The organism is Micromonospora arborensis (assembly GCF_003205615.1).
GTDB classification, from domain to species: domain Bacteria; phylum Actinomycetota; class Actinomycetes; order Mycobacteriales; family Micromonosporaceae; genus Micromonospora; species Micromonospora arborensis.
The window spans coordinates 1-202 of sequence record NZ_PYBV01000134.1 but is presented as its reverse complement, the minus strand read 5'-3'; the positions used below and the strand labels follow the sequence as shown (position 1 = coordinate 202).

1 protein-coding gene is annotated in these 202 nt (G+C 72.8%); it reads right to left on the bottom strand.

Going from position 1 to position 202, the window contains the following annotated elements:
- A partial coding sequence (locus C7C45_RS33140; protein ID WP_146247501.1) for an AIR carboxylase family protein occupies positions 1-202 on the bottom strand: 202 nt, incomplete at both ends.

Sequence of the window (202 nt, the reverse complement as noted above, 5' to 3'; positions counted from 1 at the left end):
GTGACCGAGGCCAGCATGCCCGGCAGGTGGGCCGCCCCGCCGGCGCCCGCGATGATCGCCTTCAGGCCGCGGGTGTGCGCCTGCTCGCCGTAGGCGATCATCTCGCGCGGCATCCGGTGCGCCGACAGGACGTTCACCTCGTAGGGCACCTCGAACTCGTCCAGCGCCTGGGCCGCGGCCTCCATCACCGACCAGTCGGAGT